General features: G+C 67.8%; 18 protein-coding genes. 12 read left to right on the top strand and 6 right to left on the bottom strand.

Annotation, left to right across the window (positions count from 1 at the left end):
- Window positions 1–6,777 (bottom strand): two-partner secretion domain-containing protein (locus RR928_RS16440; protein WP_332683368.1); only part of this gene is annotated, 6,777 nt, incomplete at its 3' end.
- 283 nt (window positions 6,778–7,060) lie between these two features.
- Between RR928_RS16440 and RR928_RS16435 the strand changes: the two genes are divergently transcribed.
- The 8 genes from RR928_RS16435 (at window position 7,061) to RR928_RS16400 (ending at window position 17,405) form a co-directional block, all read left to right on the top strand.
- Window positions 7,061–7,699 (top strand): DUF937 domain-containing protein, encoded by a 639-nt coding sequence (locus tag RR928_RS16435; protein ID WP_332538327.1) that lies wholly within the window; start codon window positions 7,061–7,063, stop codon window positions 7,697–7,699.
- 108 nt (window positions 7,700–7,807) lie between these two features.
- On the top strand, window positions 7,808–8,260 hold the full coding sequence (locus tag RR928_RS16430) for a CBS domain-containing protein (protein ID WP_332538328.1): 453 nt from the start codon (window positions 7,808–7,810) through the stop codon (window positions 8,258–8,260).
- A 62-nt stretch (window positions 8,261–8,322) separates the two neighbouring features.
- Entirely contained in the window at window positions 8,323–9,372 is a 1,050-nt protein-coding gene (tsaD, locus tag RR928_RS16425) for a tRNA (adenosine(37)-N6)-threonylcarbamoyltransferase complex transferase subunit TsaD (RefSeq protein WP_332538329.1), read from the top strand.
- A gap of 74 nt (window positions 9,373–9,446) precedes the next feature.
- The gene (locus tag RR928_RS16420) at window positions 9,447–10,913 is read left to right on the top strand and encodes an efflux transporter outer membrane subunit (protein WP_332683365.1); all 1,467 of its coding nucleotides are present in this window, start codon (window positions 9,447–9,449) and stop codon (window positions 10,911–10,913) included.
- Between the two features lie 20 nt (window positions 10,914–10,933).
- Complete coding sequence (locus RR928_RS16415; protein ID WP_332548921.1) at window positions 10,934–12,274, top strand: efflux RND transporter periplasmic adaptor subunit; 1,341 nt, start codon at window positions 10,934–10,936, stop codon at window positions 12,272–12,274.
- Window positions 12,271–13,029 carry an ABC transporter ATP-binding protein gene (locus tag RR928_RS16410; protein ID WP_213298345.1) on the top strand — a complete coding sequence of 253 codons (759 nt, stop codon included), beginning with the start codon at window positions 12,271–12,273 and terminating at the stop codon, window positions 13,027–13,029. The genes RR928_RS16415 and RR928_RS16410 overlap by 4 nt, the downstream gene beginning before the upstream one ends.
- Window positions 13,029–14,231, top strand: coding sequence for an ABC transporter permease (locus RR928_RS16405; RefSeq protein WP_332538333.1), 1,203 nt, complete (start codon window positions 13,029–13,031; stop codon window positions 14,229–14,231). The genes RR928_RS16410 and RR928_RS16405 overlap by 1 nt, the downstream gene beginning before the upstream one ends.
- A gap of 156 nt (window positions 14,232–14,387) precedes the next feature.
- On the top strand, window positions 14,388–17,405 hold the full coding sequence (locus tag RR928_RS16400) for an HD domain-containing phosphohydrolase (RefSeq protein WP_332538334.1): 3,018 nt from the start codon (window positions 14,388–14,390) through the stop codon (window positions 17,403–17,405).
- A 45-nt stretch (window positions 17,406–17,450) separates the two neighbouring features.
- Here the strand turns inward: RR928_RS16400 and RR928_RS16395 are convergent, their stop codons facing one another.
- From RR928_RS16395 to RR928_RS16375, 5 genes are all read right to left on the bottom strand, one after another.
- Window positions 17,451–17,861: an Hsp20/alpha crystallin family protein gene (locus RR928_RS16395; RefSeq protein ID WP_332538336.1), complete on the bottom strand. Its 411-nt coding sequence runs from the start codon at window positions 17,859–17,861 to the stop codon at window positions 17,451–17,453.
- Window positions 17,862–18,018: 157 nt separating this feature from the next.
- A complete protein-coding gene (mltB, locus tag RR928_RS16390) occupies window positions 18,019–19,098 on the bottom strand; it encodes a lytic murein transglycosylase B (protein ID WP_332538337.1) in 1,080 nt (359 codons plus the stop codon).
- A complete protein-coding gene (locus RR928_RS16385) occupies window positions 19,095–21,143 on the bottom strand; it encodes a transglutaminase family protein (RefSeq protein WP_332683357.1) in 2,049 nt (682 codons plus the stop codon). Before RR928_RS16385 ends, mltB begins: the two co-directional genes overlap by 4 nt.
- Entirely contained in the window at window positions 21,140–22,171 is a 1,032-nt protein-coding gene (locus RR928_RS16380) for a DUF58 domain-containing protein (RefSeq protein WP_332538339.1), read from the bottom strand. Before RR928_RS16380 ends, RR928_RS16385 begins: the two co-directional genes overlap by 4 nt.
- Window positions 22,168–23,088, bottom strand: coding sequence for an AAA family ATPase (locus RR928_RS16375; protein ID WP_332683355.1), 921 nt, complete (start codon window positions 23,086–23,088; stop codon window positions 22,168–22,170). Before RR928_RS16375 ends, RR928_RS16380 begins: the two co-directional genes overlap by 4 nt.
- Before the next feature lie 42 nt (window positions 23,089–23,130).
- Between RR928_RS16375 and RR928_RS16370 the strand changes: the two genes are divergently transcribed.
- From RR928_RS16370 to RR928_RS16355, 4 genes are all read left to right on the top strand, one after another.
- Window positions 23,131–24,084, top strand: coding sequence for a histone deacetylase family protein (locus RR928_RS16370; RefSeq protein WP_332538341.1), 954 nt, complete (start codon window positions 23,131–23,133; stop codon window positions 24,082–24,084).
- Between the two features lie 39 nt (window positions 24,085–24,123).
- Window positions 24,124–24,930 carry an enoyl-CoA hydratase gene (locus RR928_RS16365; protein ID WP_332538342.1) on the top strand — a complete coding sequence of 269 codons (807 nt, stop codon included), beginning with the start codon at window positions 24,124–24,126 and terminating at the stop codon, window positions 24,928–24,930.
- An 11-nt stretch (window positions 24,931–24,941) separates the two neighbouring features.
- Window positions 24,942–26,264: a mechanosensitive ion channel family protein gene (locus tag RR928_RS16360; protein ID WP_442881511.1), complete on the top strand. Its 1,323-nt coding sequence runs from the start codon at window positions 24,942–24,944 to the stop codon at window positions 26,262–26,264.
- Between the two features lie 135 nt (window positions 26,265–26,399).
- The coding region (locus RR928_RS16355; RefSeq protein WP_332683352.1) for an electron transfer flavoprotein subunit beta/FixA family protein at window positions 26,400–26,874 on the top strand (475 nt) is incomplete at its 3' end.

The following is a 26,874-nucleotide window of genomic DNA, read 5'->3' as shown; positions in this document are numbered from 1 at the left end:
CTGCTCCTGTATCAACTGCGATCCATCCCATTTCTTGGTGAGTCCGGGATTTGCATCGTTGGTGCGCACATCGCGGTGGAGGCTGGCGACGGTTTCATCGGCGGTCTTGCCGGTTTGGGCCAGTTGGGCCACTTCGTCGGTGATGATTAGCAGGCCGGGACTGACGCCGCTGCGGGTGATGCTGCGTTCGCTGCCGTGGTCGCGGCTGATGCCGGCGGCGGCGCTGCCTGCGCCTGGCCGGCGCTGGTTGTTCACTGACCATTTGGCGGGATCGGTCACGGTATCGCTGCCGGCGGCCTGGCCCTGTTTCTGACCGCCTGATGTGATTCCGCCCGAAAGATTGAAGCCGCCGGCCTCGAAGTCGCTGCGGTTTTCTATGTCGCTGGTGATGAGCGTTCTGGTGACCAGGCGGTTGCGTTGGTTGTCGATCGCATCCTGGGTGCTGGCGATCACTGCGCCTTTGAGCACGGTCTTGCCTTTGACTTCAAGGTCAAAACCACCGTCTCCGGCTTGGATGCCGGCCGGCGTGCCCGTGCTGGCGAAGTCGCCGCGGGCGCGGCTGCTGCTCAATCCGGCGCCGCCTGCGGCGTAACCGATGCCGAGCCCGATCGAGCCGCTGGCACTGCTTTGCCGGCCCTCGAACCGCGCGCTGTCCTGCAGGCTTTCAATGATCAGATTTCCGCCCACGCGCCCCAGCACTTTGGGGGCGCTGATCACGGCCTCGCGCATCAGCATGTCGCCGCCCGCATGGAAGTCCACGCCTTCGCCGCCCGAGACCAGGGTTTTTGCATGGGTCCGTTCTTCGCTGCGGCTGCGGCCTTGGCCCTTGCTGCCGCTGGCGCTGATGGCGGGACCGCTGGCACCCAACGAGAATCCGAATCCCGCGCTGCGGCTGCTGTTGCTGCTCGATTCGCTGTAGGTGCCCGGCGTGGTCAGCAAGTCGATGCGGTTGTCGGATATCAGCGTTGCCTTCTTGCCCGCATGGACCCGGCTGTCCTGGATCAGGAGATTGCTTTGCTTGCCGGCGCCCGTGGCTTCCAGGCTCACATTGCCGCCGGCCACCACCTGGCTCTGGCGCAAGGTGCTGCGGGTCCAGGAGCGTTCGCTTTGGCTCCTGCTGCTGCCCAGCGAAAGGTTGATGCCCAGGTCAAGCCCTTTGCCCGTGGCCAGGGCTTGGAGCAGGTCCTGCTGGGTATAGACATTGAGCGCGGCCGCGCCCGCGGCCAGTGCCTGCATGCGGCTGTCGCTGGTCCTGCCGGCCGCATCGGCGAGGCTGGAGGCGGTCTGCGCAATGCCTATCACGGGCGATGACAGCGAGACGGTCAGGCCGCTTTGCCGGGATTGGCTGCGCGTTGCGCCTTGCTCGGTCTCGGGGATGCCGGTGATCTTGATGCCCTTGGCCTGCACCTTGACATCACCTTCAGGCGCGAACAGGTCGCTGCCGATCTGGCGATAGGCATTGCCCGCAGTGATTTCCACATTGCCCAGGACGCTGCCCACGGTGGAGGGCGCGCTGGCCGTGCGTGTCACGCGCTGATCCGTGCTCTGACTTTGGCTGCCTAGCGTGACGCCCAGCCCGCCGCTGCCGAACACGCCGCTGCGCTTGCTTTGGTGGTGGCTTTGCTGACTGGATGTTTCCGGCGCCGCCAGAATGCTCACATTGCCTTTAGCTTCCAGTTTGGTGTGTGCGTCCGACAGCACATTGCTGGCAATGACGGAGATATCCTGGCCGGCCTTGATGTGCACCGTCTGGCCGCCGAAGTTGCTGGCCTGCGTGCCCGTGGCTTCGACCCGGTGGGCATGGGTCGTGCTGCTGGAGCCCAGCAATCCCGAACGTCGGCTGAAATACGCGTCATCTAGCGCGCGCGTGGTCTGGCCGGCCGTGATGTTGACGTTGCGCGCCGCATCGACCCGCAGATGCCCGCCGCTCTGGACCTGCGCGGCGCGCGCGTTGATGTCGTTGCGCGCCAGGATCTGCGTCAGGCCCCGGGTATGGATTTGCGTGCCGACTTCCTTGCTGCCTTGCACAAACAGATGATTCTTCGGGTCCCAGGTGACACTCGCGTCGTGGGTGGTGGTCACAGTGCCAAGGTTGACATTGCGCTGCGCGATCACGGAGCTTGCGCTGCCTTCGACGGCGTTGGCGATTTGCACAGCGTCGAGGCTGATGTCTCTGCCTGCGGTCAGATGCAGACCCGATGGCGGCTCGGCGCCGTCGACAGGCACGGCAGGCTTGTCCGTGGTACCTGGACGAAGCACGAAGGCCGCGACCTGATCGACCTTGGTGTCGCCCCCGTCCAGGGAGCTGCGCGCGGTCGAGGCCGCATGGATATCGCGCTCCGCATGTGCCAGCAGGGCTTCGGTGGCCGAGATGGTTCCGCCCTCCACATTGATATCGCGCCTGGCATGCAGGTCCACCACGTTGCCGGCGATGTTGCCGGCCACGTTGTTGATGTCGTGTGCGGCGATTTTCACCAGCTTGCGGCCGGCAATGGTGGCGCTGTTGTGTGCATCCTGATCGGTGTCAAAGACAATCACGTTGGCGCTGATCAGACCGCCCTGGACATCAAGGTCGCCGGGTTTGGCAACCACATAGACCTTGGGCACCAGCACCGTCTGCACCGTGCCATCGGGCAGGGTCACGTCCTGCTCGACCAGCCAGACCATGTCGCTGGTGAGCTTGGCCATCTGCGCGGCGCTCAGCGCCACGCCGGGGCGCAGTCCGTGGGCCTTGGCAAAGGTCGTACCGCTTTGCAGCAGCGCCTGGTATTGCGCATCGTTGCTGCGATAGTCGCCCAGAAAGCGCCGGCCCGTGAGCTGGCCCACCTGCTGCTGCACCAGTTGCTGTTCGTAGAAACCATCGCCCAGGCGCTTTTGCAGCCGGTCGCGCAAGGGCGCATCGCCACGCCGATGGCCCACGGCCAAAGGCGGGTCTGTGGATGGCACTGCCTGCGGCTGTTGATGTCCGTTTTCTTGCGTGGCGGCAGGCGAAGCGTCCAGTGCCTCGAGCATCTGGTCCGACGAAGTCCATGGCTGGCCGCGCGTGAATGCGGGATCGGTTTCTATCAGCGGCTGAATGGCGCTGGCCGGGTGCAGTACATAAAGAGCGCTTTGCGGCAGGGCCTCACGCGCTTGCAGCGTGCGGGCCAGCAGACCGGATTCGGTCGCGTGTTCCTGCACTACCGGCGTCGGCCGGTGTGCGTTGTCGCTGGTGTTGGGGTTGGCGTCGAGGCGCGTGGACGGGCCGCGAGGGTGGTACTGCCTGAAGACCACGGTGGGCAGGTCGAAAGTGCCGACAGCCGTGGCGCTGTAGGGCTGCTGCGGCGAGTTGTACAGACTCTGGTGACCGTGGCCCCCGCCGTCGAACTTCCAGTTGTAGCGTATGGCGTCGCCCTGGGTCAGCGTTTTCTGCTTGCCCTTGCTGGCCTGGTTGCGGGGTTGCTGGCCATCGATGCGGCCCCCTGCGGTCACCGTGGAGTCGATGTTGTTCACCTGGCTGGTGGCGAAATCGAGGTTGCCGCCGGCCTCTATGCGCGCGGGCAGGGTCTTTGTGACTCTGTCCCTATGGATGGTCTGAGTGACATTGAAAATCCTGGTGTAGATGCGCGCGCTGTCGAGCGTCTGATTGTTTTTCTCCACAACCTTCAAAATGGCTTGGTGGAGCTGATCGGCGGCCTTGATGGATTCGCCATATGCGGTCCATGCCGCATCGAACGCCTTTCTGCGTGCTTCGTCCTGCCATTCAATGCGGCCCGCATCGTTGACGAGGGCCCCATATTCCGCAGGCGAGGGCGCGGTGGTGGTGTAGTTTTTCGGCAGCGCAATGCCGTATTCGGCAAAGCGCGCAGAGCCCACGGGCTCCAGCTGGAGATGAACATCCTTGGGAAAATCATCGCCATATTTGCTGGACGTTTCCGTGACGATCAGCGCCGCAGGCAGGGTGCTGAGGAACTTGTCGGGATGGACCGGCTTGAACATCCGCCCGTCTGATCGAGAGCCGGGAATGCCCGCTTGCGGTTGGAACCCTCCCTTGCTCGCCGAAAAAGGCACAAACGTGCCTGGCTTCACCTCCCTATAAAGCGCGGCGCTTTCCGGCTCCTTGCCCTCGAGCGCAATCAGGTCGCCACCAGCTCTTTTTTCCACGTCTGCCAGCGACGCGGTCTCCACGCCGGCATTCAGGTTGTTGATGACGCGCATTTCGAGCTTCATGTTGCCCTGGGCATCGATGCGCGCTCCCGTGTTGTTCAGCAATTCGCCGCGCCCGACGGCATGGCGCCGGGCATCGAGGCTTTCGCCCATTCGCATGTCGCCCAGGCTTTGCAGCGTTGCACCGTCCGCGTTGATCACCAGCGGCACGCCCAGATCCAGGTCCTGGCGCGCGGCGATCACAGGCGTGCTGCCCTCGGCATGGTCAGGGCGGTTTTCCAGCCGCTTGGCCGCAATGGACAGATGGTCGCCGTAGATGCGGCCGGTGCCGATGTTGTCGACGCTGTGGGCATCGAGGCGCGTGTCCTGTCCATCGATCAGCCCGCGGTTGGCAAGGCCCTGGCTGGCCCGGATGGCCGTTGTCCCCTGGCGGGTGCTGATCTCGGCGCCATGCTGATTGTCGATCTGCGTACCCACGATCTCGGTGGCCGTACCGCCAAGCAGCCGGCCCTGGTTGTTCATCTTTCCGTCAATTTCGATTTTCAGCTTGCCGTTGGCCGACATCGTTCCCTGGTGGGTGAGGTCCCTGGCCTGCTCCAGCGTCAGGTCGCCCAGCGCATCGAGGCGGCCGGCCCCCGTGACAGCCTGGTTGCGGATATACAGGGCGTTGGCGGAGAAGATCTGGCCGCCTTCGTTGGACAGCGTCTGCGTGGCCTGATCAAACGCCGTTCCCTGGGCCACGCCGGTATCGCGCAGCGTCAATGCGCTGCCCGCTTGCAGCTGACCCTGGCGGTTGTCGACCGGCCCGCGGCTCTCGATCAGCAGATCACGCGTGGCATTGATCATCCCGCGCTGGTTGTTGATGGGCGCATCGCCGGCAAACAGCTGCAGATCGCCGCCGGACTGGATCCAGCCGCCTTCGCTGTTGTCGATGCCCGTGGCGCTGGTGATGTGCAGCGGATTCGCCGCGCCAGCGGTCAGGAGCGTGCCGCCTCTGTTGCTCAACGCGCCGGTGTTGAGATGCAGCCCCCCGGCGGCGCTGAAGGTGCCGGCGTCGTTGGTGATGGTGGGCACCTCTGCGAACAGGGATTGCGCACTGCGCAGCACGCCGCCGGTGTTGTCGATGTGACGCGCCACGAAGCGCAGATCGGTGGCGACGAACAGTGTGCCTTGCGTGTTCAGCACCGACGTCTGCGCGCCCGTAAGGCGTTGCAGCTGCAAGGCGCCCTTGCGGTTATCAAGCAGGCCTTCGCTGTGCAGCTCACGCAGATCGGCCTTACCGCTGTTGACAAAGGAGTGAATGGCCTTGACGTCGGCCGCGCCGCTGGCAAGCAGTTCGCCGGTGTTTTCCAGCCGCTGCGAGACGTGGATCCTGCCGCGGCGCAGGGCCGGATCGGCCGGCGCTGTGGGCTCAGGCGCTGCGTGGACCGCAGGCGCTGGCCCCGCTGCTGGTGGAGCAGGCGCACCGAGCAGCGCATTTTCGCCCAGGTTGGACACGGCGAGGCTGCTGATCTCCAGCAGTTGCGCACCGGTCTGGACTATCCGGCCCGCATTGTCCAGGCGCGCGGCCGTGAGGTCCAGACGCTGGGCGGCCAGCGTGCCGCGATTGTCGATTGCTCTGGCCGAGATCTCCAGGTCTGCGCCCGGGCCCTGGCTCGCGATCACGCCCGAATTGCTCAACCTGCCATCGGCGGACAGCATGAATGGGCCGGTCGTGGCCGCCAGAATCCCTGCATTGCGCACGCCCAGTCCGGCCTCGGTGCCTATCAGCGTGATCTTGTGCGCATACATGCCGCCCAGATGCGCAACATCCAGCGCAAACAGCGGTTTGTCCTGCGCGCCGTTGGGAGTGCTGGCTTGCACCGCGCCGTCCACGGAAAGCTCATTGATGCCTGCGACCACACGCAGGTCCCGGCCCCAGAGGCCCGCATTGAGCGCGATCGCGCGCGCGAGCACCTGGGCATAGTCGGCCTGGCCTGCGTCGAAGCCATGGCCTTCGATATGGACCGCACCGCCGCGCACGCTGAATCCCTCGAGATTGCCGCCTGCGTCATAGCGCGGCGCTCCTGTCGTCAGCGTCAGGCCGGCGGCATTGATCAGCGACAGCCCGTTCACAAGCAGCCCCGAAGGATTGGCCACGATCACGTCGGCGCGCTGGCCCGCGACTTCGAGCGTGCCCGCGAGCCGCGACTGCGCGGCCGACTGGACTTCGTTGACGATGACCTTGGCGCTGCCGTTCGCGAGCCAGGGATTGCCCGGCACCCAGCCGCCGATCTGGCTTTGCACCGGCGTGCGGCTGTTGTTGAGAATGGCGCCGCGCTCGCCGCGCTGGCCGATGTCGAACTGCTGATAGCGGTTGCGGCTTACGCCTGCGGCGGACGGCGTCTGGATCTGCACGGCAGGCGTGCCGTTGGCGGCGTTGATCACCATGGGGCGTTCGCGGCCGGGCGCCGATGGGTCGGCGATGATCTGCGCCAGGCCGCCGGGCGCGGCGAGCAGCAGGCACAGTCCGGCAGCGACAGGAAGCGCGCTGCTGGACAAGCCGCCATGGCCGCCGGTGGCGGTCTCCTGCACGGCTATCCATAGTCCGCGTGCGCGGTTGAAAATGACGCGGTGCAAATGCTGGTTCATGGCCGTTCCTCGCTAGCCCATACGCCATGCTGTATCGCTACCGGAGCGCCGTGGTTCGGAAGTGCGCGGGTCTTTGGATAGGTGCGCGAAGAAAGCCCGTGCCGGAGAAATCGCGCAAGCCGCAGGCCTGGCGCAGGGCGCGAATTGTGAACAATTCCATTCCAGGTGCCGGGTTGTCGGGTGAGGGCTTTTTCCTGGCGGTTTTGCGCATACCATGCCGCTGAAGATCTTTTTTGTTGACGCATGCGCCGCGCCGTAGGGCAGGGCGCGAAGGAACCGCACCATGAATTCCTCGAACTCCTTGACCAACGAACTGCTGGGCCAGCTCCAGGGCGCGCCCATGCAAAGCATGGCGCAGCAGCTGGGCATGGGCCCGGCGGAAACCGAGCAGGCGGTGGGCACGGCCTTGCCCATGCTGCTGGGAGCGCTGGGCAGCAATGCCACCCAGCCGCAAGGCGCGATGGATCTGTTCGGCGCGCTGCAGCGCGACCATGCAGGCGCTGCCGCCGGCAATGGCCTGGGCGACATGCTGGGCGGAATGCTCGGTGGCCTGCTGGGCGGCGGCGCGGGCCAGTCGCAGGCGCCCGATGGCGCATCGATCCTGGGCCATATCTTCGGCGGCAAGCAGCAGCAGGCGGAGACCGGACTGGCCCAGGCCACGGGCCTGGGCGCCAATGCCGGCCAACTGCTGCAGATCCTCGCGCCCATCGTGATGGCGTTTCTCGCCCAGCGCGTGCAGTCGGGCGGGCTGGACGCGGGCGGCCTGGGCCAGGTGCTGGGCCAGGAAAAGGCCCAGGTGCAGCAGCAGGGCGGCGCCGCGGGCGATCTGCTGTCCGGGCTGCTCGATCAGAACGGCGACGGCAAGCTCGATATGGGCGACCTGTTCAAGCTCGGCGCGGGTTTCCTCGGCGGCCGCCGCTGAAGCAGGCCTGCACGCCAGGATTTTTTCTCGTCCGGGTGGTTTTGGTTATTGCATTGCCGCCCGGCTGCACCGACACTGGTCATGCTTGTTCGACTTCAGGAGCCGGGTATGACGACTGTTGCAGACATCCTGCGGGCCAAGGGGAGCGCCGAAGTGCATTCCGTGGGCCCCGAAGACTCCATGCTTGAGGCGCTGCAGCGCATGGCCGAACACCGCATCGGTGCATTGATGGTGCTGGACGGCTCCCAGCCCGGCCATATCGCCGGCATCGTCACCGAACGCGACTATGCGCGCAAGATCGTGCTCCAGGGCCGCAATTCGGCGACCACGCCGGTGCGTGAAGTCATGACGGCATCGGTGCATTGCGTGGACGCGGCGCAGACCTGCGAGGAATGCATGGCGCTGATGACACGCCAGCGCATACGCCATCTGCCGGTGCTCGATGCGCAGAACCAGCTGATCGGCCTGGTCTCCATTGGTGACCTGGTGAAGGCCATCATTTCCGAGCAGCAGTTCACCATCGACCAGCTCGAGCACTACATTTCGGGCCAGCGCGGCTGAGCTGCAGGGCCATTTGCGCGCCCGGGCGCGCGGCGGCCCCAAGGAGTTCTACACTTCAGCCCATGAGCTTGCTGATACTGGGTATTGAATCTTCGTGCGATGAAACCGGCGTGGCCTTGGTGCGCCTGCAGGATCCATCGGAGGGCGCGGCCGTGCCCACGCTGCTGTCGCATGCCTTGCACAGCCAGATCGAAATGCACCAGGCCTATGGCGGCGTGGTGCCCGAACTCGCCAGCCGCGACCATATCCGCCGCGTGCTGCCGCTGACCGAAGCCGTGCTGGCCGAGTCGGGCAAGAAGCTCGCCGATGTCGATGTCGTGGCATTCACGCGCGGCCCGGGCCTGGCCGGTGCGCTGCTGGTCGGCGCGGGCGTGGCCTGCGCTCTGGGCGCGGCTCTGGGCAAACCCGTGCTGGGCATACACCACCTCGAAGGCCATCTGCTGTCGCCGTTCCTCAGCCAGGACCCGCCTACGTTTCCGTTCGTCGCGCTGCTGGTGTCGGGCGGCCACACGCAGCTGATGCGCGTCGATGGCGTGGGCGCCTATGAGATCCTGGGCGAAACGATTGACGATGCCGCGGGCGAAGCCTTCGACAAGTCGGCCAAGCTGATGGGCCTGGGCTATCCGGGCGGTCCCGCGCTGTCGAAGCTGGCGCAGGAAGGCGACCCGCTGGCGTTCAAGCTGCCGCGCCCGCTGCTGCACAGCGGCGACCTCGATTTTTCGTTCGCGGGCCTCAAGACCGCGGTGCTGACCCAGGCCAAGAAGCTCGGCGACGACCTGCCCGCGCGCAAGGCCGATCTGGCCGCGAGCACCGAAGCCGCGATCGTCGATGTGCTGGTCAAGAAGACGCTGGCCGCGCTCAAGCAGACCGGCATGCAGCGCGTGGTGGTTGCCGGCGGCGTGGGCGCCAACCGCCTGCTGCGCGCCCAGCTCAATGCAGCCTGCGCGAAGATGAAGGTGCGGGTTCACTATCCCGAGCTGCACCTGTGCACCGACAACGGCGCGATGATCGCCATGGCCGCGGCCATGCGCATCCAGTCGGGCCGCGAGCAGCCGGCCGCCGAGTACGCGTTCGATGTGAAGCCGCGCTGGCCGCTGGACTCGCTCGCCTGAGCGCGGCGGGCGATTTACAAAAACTTCACGCGCCCGAAGCCGGGCTGACAAGGGCGGGCGGCACAATGGTTGCCATGCCTACCCTGACTTTGCAGAACAATCCTCTTGCCGCGCGCCGGCCCGGCGCGGCGCTGGCTGCGGCGCTGGTGGCCCTGGCGCTCGCCGGCTGCGCCACGTCGCAGCCGCCCAGCGCTGGCCTGCCGGCGCTGACCGTGCCCGCGACCTGGTCGCCCGGCCATCTGGTCTATGCCCCCGATGCCGATCCGCAATCGCTGGCCCGCTGGTGGCAAGGCCTGGGCGATGCCCAACTGACCGGCTTGGTCGAGCAGGCGCTGCAGGCCAACCCTTCGCTGGCCGCGACCCAGGCCGCGCTGCGCCAGGCGCGCGCCCAGCGCGATGTGACTGCCGCCGGGCTGTCGCCCTCGCTGGACGGCTCGGGCTCGGCCCAGCGCTCGCGCTCGGGCAATTCCACGGGCAACAGTTTTTCCACGGGCCTCGATGCAAGCTGGGAAATCGATGTGTTCGGGCGCATTGCCAGCGGCGTCGCGGCCGGCGACGCCGATGTGCGCACGGCCCAGGCCACGCTCGAAGGCGCGCGCGTGTCGCTCGCGGCCGAAGTGGCGCTCAGCTATATCGAACTGCGCAATCTGCAGCAACGCCTGGCGATTGCGCGCAGCAACCTCGCGAGCCAGCAGGAAACGCTGCAGATCACCGACTGGCGCATGCAGGCCGGACTGACCACTTCGCTGGCCACAGAGCAGGCGCGGGCCGCGGCCGCGCAGACCGCGGCCCAGGTGCCGGCGCTCGAGGCCAGTCTCGCGCAGACGCGCCATGCGCTGGCCGTGCTCACGGGCCAGAACCCGGCGGCGCTCGACGCCCAGCTCGCCGCCGTGGCGCGCGTGCCCCAGGCGCCCGATGCGCTGGCGCTCCAGATTCCCGCTGAGACGCTGCGCCAGCGCCCCGATGTGATTGCCGCCGAAGCGCGTGTGGCGGCCGCGCTGGCGCGCGTGTCGCAGGCCGATGCCGCGCGCTATCCCAGCTTTCGCCTCGGCGGCTCGCTGGGCCTGCGCGCATTGACGCTGGGCGCCTTGACCCAGGGCGGCTCGGTGGTGAGTTCGCTGCTGGGCAGCATTTCGGTGCCGCTGCTCGATGGCGGCGCGGCGCGCGCCCAGGTGCGCGTGCAGGAAGCCGGCCTGGAGCAGTCGCGGCTGAACTACGCAGCCACCGTGCTCACGGCGCTGCAGGAAGTCGAAGACGCGCTGGCCGCGCTGCAGGGCGACGGCCTGCGGCTGGAGCAATTGCGCGTCGCAGCGCAAGCCGCCGCCAATGCCGCGCTGCTCGCGCAGCAGCGCTACAGCAGCGGCCTGGTCGACTTCCAGACCGTGCTCGAAACCCAGCGCACCCAGCTGTCCTCGCAGGACAGCCTCGCCAGCGCCCTGGCCACGCTCACGGCCGACCATGTACGGCTGTACAAGGCCCTGGGCGGCGGCTGGACGCCCGGCGACGCCGAAAGCAGTGCCGCCGCGCCGGCCACGAATTGAATCACCGACGGATCACGCATATGAACAACAACAAAGAATCCCAAGCCACCACCAGCAAGGAAGCGCTGCTCGGCGCCACGGTGTCGCGCCCCTGGTGGCGCCGTACTTCCGTCTGGGCCGGCGTGGCGGTGCTGGTTGCCGCGGGCGCGGGCCTGGCCTACTGGCAGTCCGTGAAGGCCGCGCGCGCGCTGCCGCAGTACGTGAGCCAGGAAGTCAAGCGCGGCAATCTGCGCCTCACGGTCGCGGCCAACGGCACGCTGGTGCCCACGCGCCAGGTGAATATCGGCAGTGAGCTGTCGGGCACGGTGCGCAATGTGCGCGTCGATGTGAACGACCGCGTGAAGAAGGACCAGGTGCTGGTCGAGCTCGACACCGCCAAGCTCAGCGCCCAGGTCGCGCGTTCGAGCGCCTCGCTGGCGTCGGCCCAGGCGCGCCAGGCGCAGGCGCGGGCGACGACCAAGGAAGCGCGGGCCAATCTGGGCCGGCTCGAGGAAGTCGCGCGCCTGTCCGGCGGCAAGGTGCCGTCGGCCGCGGAACTCGACACCGGCCGCGCCACGCTGGAGCGCGCGGTCGCCGACGAGCAGGCCGCTGCCGCGTCGGTGCAGGACGCACGCGCCGCGCTGTCCACCGACCAGACCAATCTGTCCAAGGCCTCGATCACTTCGCCCATCGACGGCGTGGTGCTCACGCGCGCCGTCGATCCCGGCAACGCCGTGGCAGCGTCGCTGCAGGCCGTGACGCTGTTCACGCTGGCCGAAGACCTGTCGCGCCTGAAGCTCGAAGTGAGCGTGGACGAAGCCGATGTGGGCACTGTGCAGCCCGAACAGAAGGCGACGTTCACGGTCAGCGCCTACCCGTCGCGCACCTATCCGGCGCGCGTGACGCGCGTCGCCTACGGCTCGACCAAGACCGACAACGTGGTGACCTATATCGCCACGCTCGAAGTCGCCAATGAAGACCTGAGCCTGCGCCCCGGCATGACGGCAGCGGCCACCATCACCTCGACCGAACGCAAGGACGTGCTGCTGGTGCCCAACGCCGCGCTGCGCTTCACGCCCACGGTGCCGGGCGCCGCGCCCGCTGCGCGCGAAGGCAGCAGCGGCGGCATCATGGGCCAGCTGATGCCGCGCGGCCCGCGCCCCGGCGGCGGCGGCGGCGGCCAGCGCCGCGGCGGCGCGGCGGGTGGCAAGAACGATGGCGGCGAGACGCCGCGCGAAGTCTGGGTGCTCGAAGAGGGCAAGGCCGTGGCCGTCAAGGTGGTCACGGGCATCAGCGACGGCCGCATGACCGAGGTGCGCAGCGAGACGCTGCAGCCGGGCATGGCGGTGATCACCGACCAGCGCTCCGGGAGCACGAAATGACGGCCGGCGCCGAACACCCGCTGATCAGCCTGCGCAACATCACCAAGGTCTACGGCGAAGGCCGGCTTGCGTTCCAGGCGCTCAAGGGCGTGGACCTGGACATCGCCCAGGGCGACTTCGTCGCCATCATGGGCCCCAGCGGCTCGGGCAAGTCGACGGCGATGAACATGCTGGGCTGCCTCGACCGTCCGACCACGGGCGAATACCTGTTCAAGGGCGCGCATGTGGAGACGCTCACGCGCGACGAACGCGCGCTGCTGCGGCGCCAGTTCTTCGGCTTCGTGTTCCAGGGCTTTCACCTGCTCGCGCGCACCACGGCGCTGGAGAACGTCGAGCTGCCGCTGCTGTACCGCGGCGAGCCCACGGCCAAGCGCCATGCGGCCGCCAAGAAGGCGCTCGCGGCCGTCGGTCTGAACGGCTGGGAACACCATACGCCGGCCGAACTCTCGGGCGGGCAGCAGCAGCGCGTGGCGATCGCGCGCGCCATCGTCACCGAACCCGTGGTGCTGCTGGCCGACGAGCCCACGGGCAATCTCGACAGCCAGCGCAGCAATGAAATCATGGAGCTGCTGTGGCGCCTGAACGCCGACCTGGGCATCACGGTGCTGATGGTCACGCACGAGCCCGACATGGCGGCTTATGCCCGGCGCATCGTGCGCTTTGTCGACGGTCGGCTCGATACCGACACGCTCAATCCCGCACCCGTGGTGCTGGCGCGTGAGCAGGGCCTGGCCCTGCCGACGGAGGCGCACTGATGTTTCTGAGTTCCATCCTGCTGGCGCTGCGCTCGATACGGCGCAATCTGCTGCGCTCCTTCCTGACCATCCTGGGCATCGTGATCGGCGTGAGCGCGGTGATCACCATGGTGACGCTGGGCAACGGCGCAACCCTCGCCGTGCAGAACCAGATTTCCGGCCTGGGCACCAACCTGCTGCAGATCCGGCCCGGCCAGCGCATGGGCCCGGGCAGCGGCGGCGCGCCCACGTTCAAGGACACCTACGTCGATGCGATCGCCCAGCAGATCGGCGGCATCTATGCGGTCGCGGCCGAAGGGCGGGCGACGGCCACCGTGGTTGCGGGCGGGCGCAACTGGTCGAGCAGCGTGATCGGCAGCACCAACGAATGGCTCAAGACCGGCAACTGGCAGCTGGCCACGGGGCGCGAGTTCACGCCCGAGGAGATACGCGCGGGTGCGGCGGTCTGCATCATAGGTGCGACCGTGAAGCGTGAGCTGTTCGGCAACGCCGATCCCATGGGCGAGCTGATGCGGGTGCGCGAGTTCTCCTGCGAGATCATTGGCGTGCTGGCCTCCAAGGGCCAGGGCGCGTTCGGCAACGACCAGGACGACATGGTGCTGGTGCCGCTCAACACGCTGCAGCGGCGCATCACCGGCTCCAAGCGCATCAATACCTTGCTGGTGTCGATGGCCGACGGCAGCGAGCCCGAGCGCGTCAAGGCCAGCCTGCGCCAGCTGCTGCGCGAGCTGCGCAAGCTGGCGCCAGCCGACGAGGACAACTTCAACATTCTCGACACCAAGCAGCTGGCCGACACGCTGTCGGGAACCACCCAGGTGATGACCATGCTGCTGGGCGCGGTCGCGGGCGTGAGCCTGCTGGTGGGCGGCATAGGCATCATGAACATCATGCTGGTCAGCGTGACCGAGCGCACGCGCGAGATCGGTCTGCGGCTGGCCATTGGTGCGCTCGAGCGCGAAGTGCTGCTGCAGTTCCTGATCGAGGCCGTGGTGCTGGCCGCGCTCGGCGGGCTGATAGGCATTGCGCTGGCGACCATCGCCTCGGTGATCCTGGCCGGCGTGATGGACGTGCCCTATGTGTTCAATGTGAGCGTGAACCTGCTGTCGTTCGTGTTCTCGGCGGGCATAGGCGTGGTCTTCGGCTACTTCCCCGCGCGCCGCGCCGCGCGGCTCGATCCCATCGAGGCACTGCGCCACGAGTGACACCGGGCGCAGTCCCGCAAGCCACATAAGCCCGGCCCCGGCCGGGCTTTTTCATGGGCCGGCCGGGGGCGCGGCGGGTGAAATCTGAATATTCTTGACTTTTGGTTTAGGGCGTTTGTTCACAGAATGGGCTGACTTCACTTTCAGGCCCGCGCCATGTCACAGCTTTCTCCACGCCCCGGGATGCGCTTGCAATGGGTGGTCGCGCTGTTGATGGCCTTGTGCCTGCTGGTGATGGCGGTGCTGGTGGGCAGCCTGACCCAGGTGCGGCTGCGCGCCCTGGCGCACGAGACGGCCAGCGACCTGTTCACCCAGGTGGCGCGGCGCAATGCGCAGAAGCTGCAGGACCTGATGAGCAATGCGGGCAGCGGCGTGCAGTTTCTGGCCTCGCTGCCGCTGACCAGCATCGATGGCGCGGGGCGCATCGACAGGCCGCGCGTCATGGCCATGCTGCTGGCGACGGTGCAGTCCCAGCCGCAGCTGCAAAGCGCCTACATCGGCTTTGACAACGACGAATTCCTCGAGGTGCTTGGCGTGCGCGCCGACCCCGGCGTGATCGCTGCCTTGCGCGCCCCCCAAGGCAGCCATTTCGCGCTGCGCACCATAGAGCGCAAGCCCGCAGCCACCGGCCTGCCTATGGAGTCCTGGGTATTTCTCGACGCGCGCGGCGTGCTGCTGGGCCAGCGCGCCGACGCCCCGCCGGCGCTGGCGCCGAGCCAGCGTCCCTGGTATCGGCTGGCGCGCGATTCCGCGGGGCTGCAGCTCACCGCGGCCTACGAGATGGCCGGCCTGCCCGAGTCGGGCGTGTCGCTGGCCCAGAAGCTGTCGGAAGGGCAGGGAGTGGTGGGCGTCGATCTGGTGTTCTCCGCCTTCGATGCCTTTGCCCACGCTTCTATGGAAGGCCATGAGGGCGGCGTGCTCGTGACCGATGAAAAGGGCGCCTTGCTCAGCCGCTATGCCGATGCGGCCTATGCCCAGCCGCCGCTGACGCGCCTGGAGAGCCTGGCCGGCTCGGCCAACGGTTTTGCGGCGGCCGCGGCGGCGCTGGCGCAGCACGAAGGCAGCAGCATCCAGACGGTGCAGGGCCAGGAAATGGTCTATGCCCGCAGCGCCGTCGCTGCCACGCCCTCGACCCGGCTGTGGGTCACGGCCTTCTCGCCGGTGGCGCCGTTTGCCGCGCCGCTGCGCGCCGTGCAGCGCGAGCTGCTGTGGCTGGCGCTGGGCGCGCTGCTGCTGATCCTGCCGCTGGCGTATTTCCTGTCGCGCTGGCTGGGGCGCATGCTGGGCGGGCTGGTGCAGCAGGCGCAGCGCATACAGCACGGCGATCTGTCGGGGGACGCCAGGCCCGCGTCGCCGATCGCGGAACTGCAGGCGCTGTGCACGGCGCAGCACGCGATGAAACTGGCGCTGCGGGAACGCTCGCAGGCGCTGCAGGAGGCCATGCGCCAGCTGTCCTGCCTGGTGGACAGCGGCCGGCAGCTGGCCGAGCGCCGCACTTGCGCCGAAGTCGCCCAGCAATGCGTGGCCAGCGCCTGCGCCCTGGTGGGCGCAAGCAGCGCGCAGCTGTGGCGGCGCGAAGGCAGCGACCAGTTGCGCCTGGTCGCCGAAAGCCATCACGCCGACCTGCCGGCCACGGCCTGGGCGCAGGCGCCAAGCATTGCCTGCGCCGATGGCGGCGTGCCTTCGGACCCTTGCGCCACGGTGTTCCTGCGGCGCGAGCCCCTGGTGCACAGGCGCGGCCAGGGGCCGGCGCTCGATCTGGGTTCCCAGGCCAGGGTCGCACAATGGCTGCAGGCGCAGGGCGCGACGGTCGGGCCGGCGCGCGCGCTGGATGCATTGATCGCCGTGCCGGTGATGCTGGGCGCCGATCAGGTCGACGGTGTGCTGGTGCTGCTCAATCCGCGCCAGGCGCAGGACGGCAGCGCGGGCGTGCAAGAGGCCGTTGCCGGCGCGCAGACGCTTGCGGCGCAGGCCGGCATTGCGCTGGAGAACCTCGCACTGGCGCAGAGCCAGGAAGATTTCATGACCGCGCTGATCAAGCTGATTGCCGGCGCCGTCGATGCCAAGAGCGACTACACCGGCGGGCATTGCGCGCGCGTTCCCGAACTCGCGCGCATGCTGGCCGAGGCCGCAAGCGCGACCGACAGCGGGCCGCTGGTGGATTTCCATTTTTCCACCGCGCAGCAGTGGCGCGAGTTCCATATCGGCACCTGGCTGCATGATTGCGGCAAGGTCACCACGCCCGAGTTCGTGATGGACAAAGCGACCAAGCTGGAAGTGGTCTACAACCGCATCCACGAAGTGCGCATGCGCTTTGAAGTGCTGCGCCGCGACGCCGAGTTGGCCTGCCTCAAGGCGGTGATCGCGGGCGAGAGCAGCGATGCGGCGCTGCAGCGCTGCGCTGCGCGCTGGGCCGAGCTGGAGGCGGATTTTGCGTTTGTCGCCGAGTGCAATATCGGCGGCGAAACCATGGCGCCCGAACGCATAGAACGGCTGGAGCGCATTGCGCAGCAGACCTGGTGGCGGCATTTCGACGACCGGCTGGGGCTGTCGCACGGCGAGCGCCGGCATCTGCAGGACTTCGCTGCCCAGCCGCTGCCGGCGCGCGAGACGCTGCTGGCCGACAAGCCCGAGCATGTGGTGCCGCGGCCGCCGCCGGATCCGCAGGAACACCGTTACCGCTTTGCCATGGACGTGCCGCCGGCGCTGTATGACCGCGGCGAGCTGCACAACCTGCGCGTGCTGCGCGGAACGCTCACGGCCGAGGACCGCTTCAAGATCAACGAGCATGTGATACAGACCATCGTCATGCTAGAGCAGCTGCCGCTGCCCGATGACCTCAAGCGCATTCCCGAGTACGCGGGAACGCACCACGAGACGCTGATCGGCACCGGTTACCCGCGCCGCCTCGACGCCGCGCAGCTGTCGGTGCCGGCGCGCATCATGGCCGTGGCCGACATCTTCGAGGCCCTCACGGCCAGCGACCGGCCCTACAAGCCGGCCAAGAAGCTGTCGGAGTCGGTGAGGATTCTGTATCACGCCAAGCGCGACGGCCACATCGATGGCGATGTGTTCGATCTGCTGCTGTCGTCGGGCGTCTATCTGGACTATGCGCGCCGCTATATGCGGCCCGAACTGATCGACGCGGTGGAGATTGCGGAGTATCTGGGCTGAGCCCCTGACGCGGCCTTGCGGGCGGCGCAGGGGCCAGCAGCCGGGTTACTCGATGCTCAGGGTCTGGGCCTTGTCGACCGGCGCGAGCTTGGCCAGGCGCAGCGTCAGCACGCCGTGCTCGAGCTTGGCGCTGCTGGCCGCAGCATCGATCTCATGGTCGAGTTCCCACGAGCGCTGCACCTTGCGCGGCGCGCCTTCGACGCTGGTCAGGTGCACCTGCGCGCCTTCGAGGCGCAGTTGCAGCTGTTCGCGCGAAACGCCGGGAACATCGAGCTGCAGCGTGGTCGCATGCTCGTCCTGGGTCGCGGTGAACGCGGCGCTGGCCGAGGCCGAAGCTTCGGACAGGCGGTTGAGCGGCGGAGTCAGCGTGGACTGGAGAAAGCGCTGCAAGGCCTGATCGGCGGCGCGCGGGAAACCTTGGCTGGAACGGCGAATCATGGGTGCAGTGAAAATCATCACGAAAGCTCCTGTTGGGGGCGCGGCGTTCGATATGGCTGCCGCTTGCTTCTGAAGTGCAGGCGTCCCAACAGGATTTCAAGCAAAAAAAGTGATGAATATTTCAGCACCCTGACCCTTGAAAAAGGGTGCTCAGGCGCCATGCGGGCGCGCAGGATCAGCGTTTGCGCGCCGCCTCGCGCGCGGCCTTCACTTCCTCGCCCAGCTCGATCACCGACAGCGCGTAATAGCTCGACCAGTTGTAGCGCGTGATCGCGTAGAAGTTCTCGGTGCCCGCGATGTACAGCGGCGCGGCGCCGCCGTTTTGCAGTTCCACCAGCGCCAGCGGGCCGTTGTGCGTGTCGCCCGGCGGCTGAGGGCGCGCGCCCAGCGCCAGCATGCGCTCGGGCGTGAAGGTCGGCAGGATGTCGGGGGCCAGCAATTCGGCCATCTGCTCGGGCGCGGCATTGAGCGCAACCGGGTAGTGCGTGGGCATTCCGGGCTTCCAGCCGTGGGCAATGAAGTAGTTGGCCACCGAGCCAATGGCATCGACGGGGCTGCTGAAAAGATCGATGTGGTCGTTGCCGTCGAAATCCACCGCCCACTTGACCCAGCTCGAAGGCATGAACTGGCCCAGGCCCATCGCGCCCGCGTAGCTGCCCAGCAGCGCGAACGGGTCCATGCCGCCGCGGTGCGTGAAGCTCAGGAACTGCTCGAGTTCGCCGCGGAAGTATTCGGTACGCGCCGCGGCCCGGGGGTGGGCCTGCGGAAAGTCAAACGACAGCGTGGCGAGGGCGTCGATCACACGGAAGTTGCCCATCTGCTGGCCGTAGACGGTTTCCACGCCGATGATGCCGACAATGATTTCCGCGGGCACGCCGTATTCGCGTTCGGCGCGCGCCAGCGCCGCCGCATGGGTCTGCCAGAAGCGCACGCCGGCGCGGATGCGCACCGGGTCGATGAAGCGGCCGCGGTAGGCGTTCCAGTTCTTTGCCGTGCCCTGGGGCGCGGGCGTCATGAGACGCGGCACCTGGGGCAGGAAGCGCGCCTGGCCCAGCGTCGCCTGGACCCAGTCCAGCGGCAGGTCGCGGCGCGCGGCGATATCGGCCGCCAGCTGCATGGCCTCGCTGCGTTCGGCATAGGGCGTCGTGCCCTGCACCGCGCTGCGCTGTTTCGCGGACTGGGCAAAAGCGGGGAGGGTCAGGGAAGTGGTGCAGGCCGCGAGGCAGACAAGGGCAGTGGAAAGCAGTCTTTTCATGGATCTTGGAGCCGACTGGCGCGGGGCCAGTTCAGGGATTTGAATTCGCGCCGCAGCTCGGACAGGTGCTGGGCCGGGTTGGCATCGGCGGCGGGGCTGGCGTAGCGCTGGCGCTCCAGGCGCAGCAGCCAGTGCGCGATAGCCGCCGCATCGGTCCCCCATTGTGCGCTGGCCAGCGAGGCCATCGTGCGCGGTGGGGCATGGGCGGGCAGATCGAGTCCCGCCTGCTGCAGCCGGGCATGGGCCTGGCGGCGCAGGCGCTGCCAGCCGTCGGCCGGCGCGCGGCGCTCGCGCCACAGCCAGGCGCAGACGGCCAGCGCCGCCGCGCCGGCCAGGCCGGCAAGCCATTGCAGCAGCGTCTGCCACGAAGGCGCCGACAGGCCCAGCTGGCCCAGCAGATCGGATTGGCGGGTCTGCGTGTAGTTGAGCACCCACTGGTTCCAGCCGTTGTTCATCGCCTCCCAGGCCGCGCGCAGCTGCTGCACCAGGCCGGGAGCGATCACGCTGTCCATGGCCTGGCCGAAGGCGCCGCGCGGCGCCGACAGGCGCTGCAGTTCGCTGGTGCGCCCGGGCGCGACGGCCGTGGTCGGGTCCACGCGCACCCAGCCCTGGCCCGCGATCCAGACTTCGGCCCAGGCATGGGCATCGCTGTTGCGCACCGTCCAGTAGCCGTCGACCGGATTGACTTCGCCGCCCTGGTAGCCGGTGACGATGCGCGCGGGAATGTCGAGCGCGCGCATCAGCACCACGAAAGCCGAGGCAATGTGCTCGCAAAAGCCCTGCTTGCTGTCGAACCAGAAGTCGTCGGCGGTGTGCACCGCGACCACGCCCGGCTCCAGCGTGTAGCGGTAGCCGCCGCTGCGCAGGCGCGCCAGCGCGGCTTCGACAAACGCGGCATTGCCTGCCTGGCCCATCTCGGCGCGCAGCTGCGCGGCCAGCGCTACGGTGCGCGGGTCCGAGCCATCGGGCAGCACGGTATAGGCGGCCAGGGAAGGACTGGCCTGCAGCGGGCCGTGGCGGAAATCCACATGGCTTTGCACGCGGTAGCGCAGCACGTCGGTCACGGGCCGCTGGCTCAGCCATTGCAGCTGCGGCGTCATGCGCGCGCGCTGGCCTGGCAGCTCGGGCGCGGACTGTGCCGCGTCCAGCGTCAGCAGCCAGCGGCGGCGGTGGGGCTCGAGCGTGGCCTCGTACGACACCGCCGGGCCGCGCACCTGCAGTTGTCCGGTCGGTGCATCGGCCTCCCAGGTGTCGGCGTTGAAACGCGGCGTCTCGCGCCATTGCCGGCCGTCGAACACCGACAGCACCGGGCCGCGGAAATACAGCGTGGAGCGCGGCGGCGGCTGGGGCGCGTCAAAGCGCAGGCGCAGCGCCACGCTGTCGTCAAGCGCCAGGCGGGCGACTTCGCCCACGGTCATGTCGGGCGACAGGCCGCTGCGTCCGGCGAGATCATCACCCGGAACGCCCCACAGCGGCGCCATGCGCGGAAACAGCAGGAACAGCACCAGCATCACCGGCGTGCCCCACAGCACCAGCTTGCCCGCAATGCGCAGCGATTCGCTCAGCGGCGGCCGGCCCACGGGAAGATGGGCGTTGACCACGGCCGTCAGCAGGCCCAGCAGTGCAATCAACTGGGAGGCCGCAATCGGCAGCGACTGGGAATAGAAGAAGTGGCTCAGCAGCGTGAAGAAGGCGAGAAAGAACACCACCAGCGCGTCGCGGCGCGCGCGCATCTCCAGCGTCTTGAGCGTCAGCAGCAGCACGACCAGGGTCACGCCCGGATCGCGGCCGACAAGGCTTTGGTGCGTGAGCCAGGTCGCGCCCACGGCCAGCAGCAGCAGCGCGGCCATGACCCAGCGCCCGGGCAGGGGCTGGGCGCGCCAGGCCAGCAGGCCGCGCCAGGCCAGCAGGCACAGCGCCAGGGTCAGCGTCCACCAGGGCAGGTGGCTCGCATGCGGGGCAATCACCCAGGCCACGACGGCCAGCAGGAACAAGGTGTCGCGCGTGTCGCGCGGCATGGCGTCAAGGCGGGCGCGCAGCGTCATGGTGCGGCTCCGGGCGCGGGTGCGTACAGCGCCAGGGCTTGCAGGCTGCGCTCGCGGTGGGACAGCCCGCTGTCGGGCGCCAGGCGCACGGCGCCGGGCAGATCCAGCCCCCATTGCACGCCCTGTCGGTCGGCGGCCAGCACCCAGGCGGTGAGCCGCGCAATGCGCGCTTCGACATCGACCAGGCCGGTGGCTGCCGGGTCCAGCCACAGCCGGCCGGGCTGGGCCTGGGGCTGGTCGCGGCTGACCAGCGCGCCGCCCGTGGCCCAGGCCTGGGCGGCTTTTTTCCAGACCACCTGCTTGAGGGGGTCGCCGCGGCGGTAGGCGCGCACGCCGTCGAAATCCTCGTTGCCCGCAGCGCGCGTGCCCGCGCGCCCCGTGCCCTGGGGGCGGGCCGGCGGCAGCGGCGGCGGCGCGGCCTCGGCCTCGGGGTAGACCAGCAGCTGCGTGGCCGGGCGCCAGTAGCTCCAGGCGCGAAAGCTGCCCAGCGGAAAGCGCGTCTCGGCGGTGATGCGCGGCAGCGGGTGCCAGCCCCTTTGGCGCGGCACGAAAGCCAGCTCGACCACGGCGCTGGCCTGGGCCGGCACATCGGTCCAGGCCCATTGCGGCGCGCCTTCGATGTCCTGGCTCACGGCCAGAGCGATGCCGTGGCGCGCGCGCCGCGCGGGGTTGTCCAGCGTGATGCGCAGCGCGCAGCGCTGGCCCGCGAACACCGCTGCGGGCGGCTGCAGATGCAGCACCAGGGCGCGCAGGTTGGCATGGCCGACCAGCATGCCGGCGGCCGCGCTGCCGGCCAGCAAAAAGGTCAGCAGATAGCCGAGGTTGAGCTGGTAGTTGATGCTGGCGATCAGCAGCACGGCCAGCGTCAGCGCAAGCATCCAGCCGGCGCTGGTCGGCAGGATGTAGACATTGCGCTGTGTCAGCAGCAGTTGATCGGTGCGCGGCAGGCGCGCGATCCAGCGGCCCTGCAGCTCCCGGCGCAAGGCGCGCAGGGGGCGCCAGCCACGGGCCGGGTGCGCGCCGCTCATGCGAGCGGCGTGGCGTCAAGCATGGCGCGCACCTGCTCGAGCGCGCCGCGCCCCGCATGGATGGCCGGCACCAGCCTGTGCGCCACGGTCTGCGCAAGAATGGCCTGAACGTCGTCGGGCGCCACATAGTCGCGCCCGCTGATCAGCGCCTGGGCCTTGGCCGCGCGCAGCAGGCCTATGCCGGCGCGCGGCGACAGGCCCTGCACGAACCAGCGGCCCGAGCGCGTGGCGTCTATCAGGTCCTGCACGTAATTGAGCAGCGCATCCGAGGCATGCACGGCCAGCACCTGGGCCTGCAGCTGCGCGAGCTGCGCGGCGTCGATCAGCGGCGGCAGCGAGTCCAGCAGGTCGCGCCGGCCGTTGCCGCGCAGCAGTTCGCGTTCGGCCGCGCGGTCGGGGTAGCCGAGCGAAATGCGCATCAGAAAACGGTCCAGCTGGCTTTCGGGCAGCGCATAGGTGCCCAGCTGGTCCAGCGGGTTCTGCGTGGCAATCACGAAGAACGGCTGGGGCAGGCGGTGGCTGCGGCCTTCGATCGACACCTGCTTTTCCTCCATGGCTTCGAGCAGCGCGCTTTGCGTCTTGGGGCTGGCGCGGTTGATTTCGTCGGCCAGCAGCAGTTGCGTGAACACCGGGCCCGGATGGAACACGAAGTTTTCCTGGCCGCGTTCATAGATTGACACGCCTGTCAGGTCGCTGGGCATCAGGTCGGCGGTGAACTGCACGCGCGAGAACTGCAGGCCGAACGTATGGGCCAGCGCATGCGCCAAAGTGGTCTTGCCCACGCCCGGAACATCCTCGATCAACAGGTGGCCGCCGGCGAGCAGGCAGGCGACGCAGTCCTGGACTTGCGCTGTCTTGCCCACAATCACCGTGTTAAGCTGATTCAGGAGTGATTGGATGTGGGGCTGTGCTTGCATGGCGCCACGTTAGCCGAAAAACGACTGCGGAGACATGACACAGTGGGCAAGACGGGTTATTTTTCCCATCGGGAATGCTGGAAACACGAGATGGGTCCTGGGCATCCGGAATGCCCGCAACGGCTCGACGCGATCGAGGACCGGCTGCTGATCAGCGGCGTGGGCGACGCGCTCGAGCGCCGCGACGCGCCCGCCGCGCCGCTGGCCGACATCGCGCTGGCGCACGACGGCGAATACCTGCAGTCCTTGCGCGAACGCTGCGAGCAGCTGGAGCAGGCCAAGCTGATCGGCGGCGCGCCCTATGCGCAGATCGATCCCGACACCGCGATCAACGCCCACACCTGGACTGCCGCGCTGCATGCGGCGGGCGCGGGCATCGCGGCCACCGACGCGGTGATCGCGGGCGAACTCGAGAACGCGTTCTGCGCGGTGCGCCCGCCAGGCCACCATGCGATGCGCGCCCAGGCCATGGGGTTTTGTTTCTTCAACAACGTGGCCGTCGCGGCGCTGCATGCGCTTGAACACCACGGCCTCGATCGCGTGGCGATCGTCGACTTCGACGTGCACCACGGCAACGGCACGGAAGACATCCTCGCCGGCGACCCGCGCGCGCTGATGGTCAGCGTGTTCCAGCACCCGTTCTTTCCGTTTTCGGGCGACAAGGAACCGGCGTCCAACATGGTCAACGTGCCGCTGCCGGCCTATACCAAGGGCATGGACATCCGCGAAATCGTCGAGATGATGTGGATTCCGCGGCTCGAAGCGTTCAAGCCGCAGATGATCTTCATCAGCGCCGGCTTCGACGGCCACCGCGAGGACGACATGGGCCAGTGGGCGATGAACGAGCAGGACTACGCCTGGATCACCAGCCGCGTCAAGGACGTCGCGCGGCGCTACGCCAAGGGCCGCATCGTCTCCTGCCTCGAAGGCGGCTACGCGATGAGCGCGCTGGGGCGCAGCGTCGAAGCGCATCTGCGCGTTCTGGCCGATCTTTGACCGCGCCCGGCGGGCGCAGCTTTTTCTGGAATTTCTCATATGTCTGATGCTTTCACGACCGCCACCGATTCGCTGGTGCTGGTGCAGCGCGATGCGCGCGGCGTCGTCACGCTGACGCTCAACGACCCGGCGCGCTTCAACGCGCTGGGCAGCCCCATGCTGGCGGCGCTGCAGTCGGCCATCGACGCCGTCGCGGCCGACCCCGCGGCGCGCGTGCTGGTGCTGGCCGCGCAGGGCCGGGCGTTTTGCGCCGGCCATGATCTCAAGGAGATGGCCGCGGCCAGCGATCTGGCCAGCCACCAGAAACTGTTTGCGCAATGCAGCCGCATGATGCTGAGCCTGCACAAGCTGCCCGTGCCGGTGATTGCGCAGGTCCAGGGCATGGCCACGGCCGCGGGCTGCCAGCTGGTCGCGCAATGCGATCTGGCCGTGGCCAGCGACGCCGCCACTTTCGCCACCAGCGGCATACGCTATGGCCTGTTCTGTGCCACACCCAGCGTGCCCCTGGTGCGCAACCTGCCGATCAAGAAGGCCATGGAAATGCTGCTCACGGGCGACTTCATCGACGCCGCGACGGCGCTGGACCAGGGCCTGCTCAATCGCGTGGTCGCGCCCGAAGCGCTGGGCGCTGCCGTCGAGCAACTGGTGCAGGCCATTCTCGCCAAGCCGCGCGTGGCCGTCGCCATGGGCAAGGCGCTGGTCTACCAGCAGCGTGAGCTGGGCATAGAGGCCGCGTACCAGCTCGCGGGGCAGACCATGGCGGTGAACATGCAGGACGCCGACGCCCAGGAGGGCGTGAGCGCGTTCGCGCAAAAGCGCCAGCCGCAGTGGAAGGCACAAGAATGAATACCAATGGAATCGATGCCTTTGAACGGCTGATGGAGGATTTCCAGCGCTCCAGCAGCTGGACCGAGTTCGGCCTGATCGCACTGTGCGTGGCGCTGGCCTTCCTCATCACCCGCGGTCTGCGCGCGCAATACGGCAGCGTGCATTCGGTCTGGCTGGGCCCGACGACGCTGGGCGGGGCGATGTTCCCGCTGCTGTGCCTGGTGCTGGTGGCCACGGCGCAGGCATTGCTGAGTCACTTCCAGCCGGTGTTCTGGCTGCGCGTGGCGACGTCCATCCTGCTGTCGCTGGCGGTGATCCGCTTTGTCGTGCGGGTGCTGGCCAAGACCTTTCCCGAATCGACGCCGGCGCGGCTGTTCGAGCGCATCTTCTCTTGGCTGGCCTGGGGCGTGGCGGTGCTCGCGAGCCTGGGGCTGCTGCCCGGCGTGATGGCCGATCTCAACAGCGTGCACCTGCCATTGGGCAAGACCCAGGTGAGCCTGCTGACCCTGATCGAAGGCGTGATATCGGCCGGGCTGATGATGATCGCGGTGCTCTGGGGCGCGGCGCTGTTCGAGCAGCGTGTGCTCAACCAGGTGATCACCGACCTGTCGATGCGCAAGGTGGCCATGAATCTGATGCGCACGGTGCTGATCACCGTGGGCCTGCTGGTGTCGCTGTCCATCGTCGGGGTGGACCTGACGGCGCTGTCGGTGATGGGCGGCGCCGTGGGCGTGGGCCTGGGCTTCGGCATGCAGAAGATCGCCTCCAACTACGTCAGCGGCTTTCTGGTGCTGATCGAGCGCGCGCTGCGCATCGGCGACAACGTGCGCGTCGACGGCTTCGAGGGCCAGATCACCGACATCAAGACCCGCTTCACCGTGATTCGCGCGTCCAACGGCCGCGAGTCCATCGTGCCCAATGAAACGCTGATCACCCAGCGCGTGGAGAATCTCACGGCTTTCGACCAACGGTTCTCGCTTTCCACGACCATTGTCGTGGACCTCGACAGCGACGTCGAACAGGTGACGGCGCTGCTGCTGGCGGCAGCCCGGACCCAGCCGCGCGTGCTCGAGAAGCCCGCGCCATTTGTGCAACTGGTCGACATCCTGGCGCACGGCCTGCAGTTCACGCTGACCTATTACATCAACGATCCCCTCAACGGGCAGGGCAATGTGCGTTCGGCCGTGAACATGGCCGTGCTCGATGGCTTGCGCACCGCGCAGGTCTCGCTGGCCGTGCCGGCGCAGCGGCTGTCGTGGCCCATAGACCCCGAAGCCCAGGATGCAGGGCGCGGCGACTGGCGGCCCATGGCAGCAGCGAAAAATGGCGCTGCCGCCGCTGATAACCCCTAGAATAGAACGATCGTTCTTTTTATCACCTGCTTCCGGCAGGGGCGCTGAACGCTGCATGGAATGCTGCTTTGCGGCATAAAATGTTTGAGGTTTACGTTTACGTCAATTCAACTCATAAATCGAGGAGCCGCAGCAATGAAGGTACTGGTCCCAGTCAAACGCGTCGTGGACTACAACGTCAAGGTCCGCGTGAAATCCGACGGCACGGGCGTCGATATCGCCAACGTCAAGATGAGCATGAACCCGTTTGACGAAATCGCCGTCGAAGAAGCCGTGCGCCTCAAGGAAAAGGGCGTGGTCACCGAAGTCATCGCCGTCTCCTGCGGCGTGGCCCAATGCCAGGAAACCCTGCGCACCGCCATGGCGATCGGCGCCGACCGCGCCATCCATGTGCTGACCGATGTCGAACTCCAGCCCCTGGCCGTGGCCAAGCTGCTCAAGGCCCTGGTCGACAAGGAGCAGCCCGGCCTGATCATCCTGGGCAAGCAGGCGATCGATGACGATGCCAACCAGACCGGCCAGATGCTGGCTGCGCTGGCAAACCTGCCCCAGGCAACGTTTGCTTCCAAGGTCGAAGTCTCGGGTGACAAAGTCAACGTCACGCGCGAAA

Source organism: Comamonas sp., from assembly GCF_036666375.1.
GTDB lineage: Bacteria > Pseudomonadota > Gammaproteobacteria > Burkholderiales > Burkholderiaceae_C > Comamonas.
The sequence above is the reverse complement of the archived record's forward strand: the minus strand, read 5'-3'. Positions and strand labels throughout refer to the sequence as shown.

Coding starts and splice junctions, on each gene's coding strand:
- RR928_RS16435 (WP_332538327.1), top strand. CDS start 7,061: ATGAATTCCTCGAACTCCTTGACCAACGAACTGCTGGGCCAGCTCCAG.
- RR928_RS16430 (WP_332538328.1), top strand. CDS start 7,808: ATGACGACTGTTGCAGACATCCTGCGGGCCAAGGGGAGCGCCGAAGTG.
- tsaD (WP_332538329.1), top strand. CDS start 8,323: ATGAGCTTGCTGATACTGGGTATTGAATCTTCGTGCGATGAAACCGGC.
- RR928_RS16420 (WP_332683365.1), top strand. CDS start 9,447: ATGCCTACCCTGACTTTGCAGAACAATCCTCTTGCCGCGCGCCGGCCC.
- RR928_RS16415 (WP_332548921.1), top strand. CDS start 10,934: ATGAACAACAACAAAGAATCCCAAGCCACCACCAGCAAGGAAGCGCTG.
- RR928_RS16410 (WP_213298345.1), top strand. CDS start 12,271: ATGACGGCCGGCGCCGAACACCCGCTGATCAGCCTGCGCAACATCACC.
- RR928_RS16405 (WP_332538333.1), top strand. CDS start 13,029: ATGTTTCTGAGTTCCATCCTGCTGGCGCTGCGCTCGATACGGCGCAAT.
- RR928_RS16400 (WP_332538334.1), top strand. CDS start 14,388: ATGTCACAGCTTTCTCCACGCCCCGGGATGCGCTTGCAATGGGTGGTC.
- RR928_RS16395 (WP_332538336.1), bottom strand. CDS start 17,861: ATGATTTTCACTGCACCCATGATTCGCCGTTCCAGCCAAGGTTTCCCG.
- mltB (WP_332538337.1), bottom strand. CDS start 19,098: ATGAAAAGACTGCTTTCCACTGCCCTTGTCTGCCTCGCGGCCTGCACC.
- RR928_RS16385 (WP_332683357.1), bottom strand. CDS start 21,143: ATGACGCTGCGCGCCCGCCTTGACGCCATGCCGCGCGACACGCGCGAC.
- RR928_RS16380 (WP_332538339.1), bottom strand. CDS start 22,171: ATGAGCGGCGCGCACCCGGCCCGTGGCTGGCGCCCCCTGCGCGCCTTG.
- RR928_RS16375 (WP_332683355.1), bottom strand. CDS start 23,088: ATGCAAGCACAGCCCCACATCCAATCACTCCTGAATCAGCTTAACACG.
- RR928_RS16365 (WP_332538342.1), top strand. CDS start 24,124: ATGTCTGATGCTTTCACGACCGCCACCGATTCGCTGGTGCTGGTGCAG.